A 3,877-nucleotide genomic window follows, 5' to 3' on the forward strand; every position below is an offset into this window, starting at 1 on the left:
ACATCGTGAGGAAAACGACGCCGGAGCAGCTCGGCTTCGACATCTTCACTGCCGTGCGAGAGCAACTCGGACCTGACAGCGCAATTACCGAATCGYCACGGGATATCGGGTACCGAAAGACCAATGTCCTGATTGACGTTACCACGCTGAGCCTGTTGGCACGCCGAACGATCAACGCGCTTTGGCTCGAGGTGTCGGAGCGGCCGGACCAGACCCACTATGACCTTGATCTAGGCTACTTCAAGTGGCTCGCCAAGTACGAGAAGTCGAACAACATCACTCACCTCAAGAAGGTGCTGCGCGAGTGCCAACAGTCGTCGGTGCAGGTGACCGTTGAGGGCGGCAAAGGCGGCGATCCTCAGTGGGCCTCCATACCTTTGCTCGGGCCTGTCGCGATTGCTGGCGGCAGGATCACGTTCAAAGTTGACGAGATGATCCACCGACAACTGAAGGATCCTCAGCGCTATACGTATCTATCGTTGCGGATGTCGGCGGCGCTCTTCAGCTATGCCTACATTCTCTACGAACGCTTGAGCTCCCTGCGATTCATGGGAACCACGGAGTGGATTCCTCTGGACGAGATACGACGCTGGGTGAATGCCGACTCGGTCAAGTCGCTCACTGAATATAAAGAGTTCAAGCGTCAGGTGCTTGACAAGGGTATCAAGCAGATTAATGAGTTGACCGACTTGCACGTTGAGTTTGAAACGAAGAACGCACAAGGCTCTCGCCGCGTTGCCGCGCTTCGGTTCAAATTGCGGGACAACGCCTCCGGCAAGCTTGTTCTCGACTTCAATTCGCCTCATGAACTGAAGGACCTCTATGAGACGCTGGTCAAAGGCTTCGGGCTCAGTAAGAAGCATCTGGACGAGCTGGTGGAGAACCGGGACGAATATACCGATGAACGCATTAAAGCCGCAATCGAATTGACGCGCTTCCGCGTGAAGAGTGGCAAGGTGAAGGCGCCGGCGATGTACCTGATGAAGGCGATCCGCGACAATTTGCGACTTAGCGAGATCGAAGTGCAGATGGCAAATGCGGGCGCACCTAAGCTGACGGTGGCCGAGCCGATCGCCGAGACTACCGAAGCGCACCGGAAGCTGACAAGGACCGCGGAGAGCGAGGCCGAGGCTGGCATCGCGGCTTATCTTGACCTGGGCGAAGATGCGCGGGCACGAGTGCGCAAAGCACTGCAAAAGGAAGCTACCTTCAAGATGGCCGCGAAGCGCGTGAAGGTCAAAACCGTGCCAGACGAATTGGAGATCCTTGGGCACTCTGCACTACGCCTGGAGCTTGGTTCGTTCATGGGCCGGGCATCTACCGCCGAACTTGTCAGCTAACACCGTGCGGTTGCACCAATCAATTACACCTTGGCTGCTCAGGCCCACATTCAGAGTCAGTCCAGCTTGGCTCGAGCTTGCTCTGAGTGATCTTGAAATTCGCGGACCAGGGGCATAAGCAGCGGCGGCACGGTATTGAGTCTCTCGCTCCGAGCCGGAGCTCTGTGAGACCTGTACAGACCCCGAAACGCAATCTGCACGCTGGGCGTCTCTGCAAACGAGCCAAGCCTGCTGGCAGCGGCTACGATCAGTCCTTTGCGATGACTCTAGGCCCTTGAGGTCGAGCCGCCGGCGAATGGCCTACAGCAGCGTGACGTGCGCTGCTTCGCCGGCTCGTCCCTCCGTGATGCATACTCCCGCTCTGAAGCCTTCGGCTTGTAGCAAGGGGGCGGGGTGCAGCGAATCGTGCAATCGTGCTTGAGGCAGTGCCCCCGGTGCCTCATTCAAGTCTCCCTCGATGTAGGGGTAGCTACGGACCCCGGCTCGGATCGTCCGACCCGTAGCGCGGTTCTGACGTATCCCCTTCTTTCCTGCCCTTGGTTGAGAGTCCTCCCGACAGGAGCAATCCCCTCCGGTCGCGGATCACCTGGCTCGCATTGTGGTCCGCGTTGGCGCGGCAAGTCGCAGCATTGGCAGACAAACACACCTTGTGAGGACCAATGGCTCGGGTTGATGCGGCCACATTCACTACGCTCGTGCGAACTGTGATGCGGAGACACCCTGAGGGGAAGCTTGTTCCATCGCTGTACCTTGCATGTGCGAACGTGAACGTTCCGCCCCAGGAGTCCGGACCTGGTTCTTGAGCGACGGGCCTGAGCCGCCCTATTTCGTCCTTGCCTTTGGCGGCGCACCCATGGCCTTGACGCGGCACAGCCGAGTCTGCGTTTGGCTCGCCAGCCGGTCATTCACTTGAAGTAAGCCGACCCGAATATGACCAAGCGTCAGAGTTCAATATTAGATTTCAGCCCGTCGACAGTTTGTACTACTCACGCAGCAGTACCGCCGCACAACGCTTTCACGCGTGAAAGTGCCCTCATATCGTTTGCTCCGAGTAGATATACTTAAAATATGTATAAAATATATTGAAAACATTCCTTGCGCGCAGAATACGGGCACCTTAACGTGGCACGCACTACCTCCCGTGCGTATTCCAAATATTCTTGGATTCGAGAGACTAGAGCCTCAGGAGCCATATCCGTTGTTGTGCGGGTGTACTTTCAAGCATGAAAGTCTTGCTCTGACAGCAGCTTCGCTGATCCCACGTGCAGACGTCGTCGCCTACTTTACCCCGCCAGCAGATCAGTTCATGGGTGGTGAGGACCCGMAGCGACAGAGTTTCAAGCATGAAAGTCCGATCGAGGATTGGCCGCGAACTTTGAACCGTTTCAGATCAAAATCTCCTAGACACGCGCCATCGGAGATTTTCATGTTTGAAAGTTATCCCCGCCCTGCACAGATTTGTCATTTGTTCGCATAAACCAATCAAAGCCCATACCTTTACTCTGTTGTTGCAGATGCAAGCGGTGATTTTCATGCGTGAAACTGGCAGAGCCTCAAGTCAGTCATCACGTAAAGCTGCAGCACCAAAGCTTCCCTCAGTGGAGTTTCGAATCCGACTTTCGAGCGTGAAAGCGCGCGCTTTTTGATGCGGAGACGTGGCCGTTCTTCTTCACTTTCACGCATGAAAGTAGATGCCTCTTGCCAAAGGACCGGGGCGGTTCGGGTGTTGCGTACCTGATGATTGCACGAATCGCCTATCGTCCTTTCCGAAATGCAATGCATCGGGGCTAAGTCGGATTGCGTGATAGGCGACGAAACCGACGGCCAGGGCAGGAATGAGAGGCAGCKGCCTCCTTTGCGCAGGTTAAGTGGGAGCTTTCATGCATGAAAGCCGGCCGTCAGTGTCTGTGCCGCGGGAGTACGAAATAGCGTCACAAGCCTTCGTTGCGTGCAGGTCCTCTGGCTCCGTACTTTCATGCTTGAAAGATGACGCCTGAACTTCCGACCAGCTTTCATGCATGAAAGCGCGAGGAAGGTTGGGCGGCTGGGCGCTAAGGGGAGCCATATGCAACCCTCTCCCTGTTGTCGCCAGGCAACGCATCCTTCATAAATTTCTGGATTTTATGCGTGAAAATGCCTATCACAGTTCGAGGCAAGTTAAAGTTCCACGTGGCTGATATTTTTTATTTGAGTTGGGTTTCTTGGGGAGTGTATGCCGGCAAAGATCGTGACCGTTTTCAACCAGAAGGGGGGCTGCGGCAAGACTATGGTGTCGATGCAGCTTGCCGCGAGTTTCGCTCTGCGCGGGCATCGGACGATGCTGGTCGACATGGACAAGCAAGGAACCAGTACGATTTGGGCGGGGCAGGCCTCTCAGGATAAGCCGTTTCCAGCGACGGTCATTAGCCTTGCACCGCTGCGCGAAAAGCTGATCGGCGAAATTGCGAAGCACGCGGAGAATCACGAAGTCATCCTGATCGACTGCCCTCCAGCCATCGAATCCTCGATCCCGTGGGCTGCGCTGAACATCTCCGATC

Annotated in this window: 2 protein-coding genes; both read left to right on the forward strand. The window is 55.9% G+C overall.

The genetic code is table 11. The features are described from left to right. Positions 1–5 precede the first annotated feature (5 nt). Complete coding sequence (locus tag AC1DS3_RS36320; RefSeq protein WP_477129104.1) at positions 6–1,340, forward strand: RepB family plasmid replication initiator protein; 1,335 nt, start codon at positions 6–8, stop codon at positions 1,338–1,340. A gap of 2,212 nt (positions 1,341–3,552) precedes the next feature. After that, positions 3,553–3,877, forward strand: a 325-nt coding sequence (locus tag AC1DS3_RS36325) for an AAA family ATPase (protein ID WP_477129103.1), incomplete at its 3' end; no start/stop codon positions are given.

The sequence above is a fragment of the Cupriavidus sp. 01L46 genome (assembly GCF_056399905.1).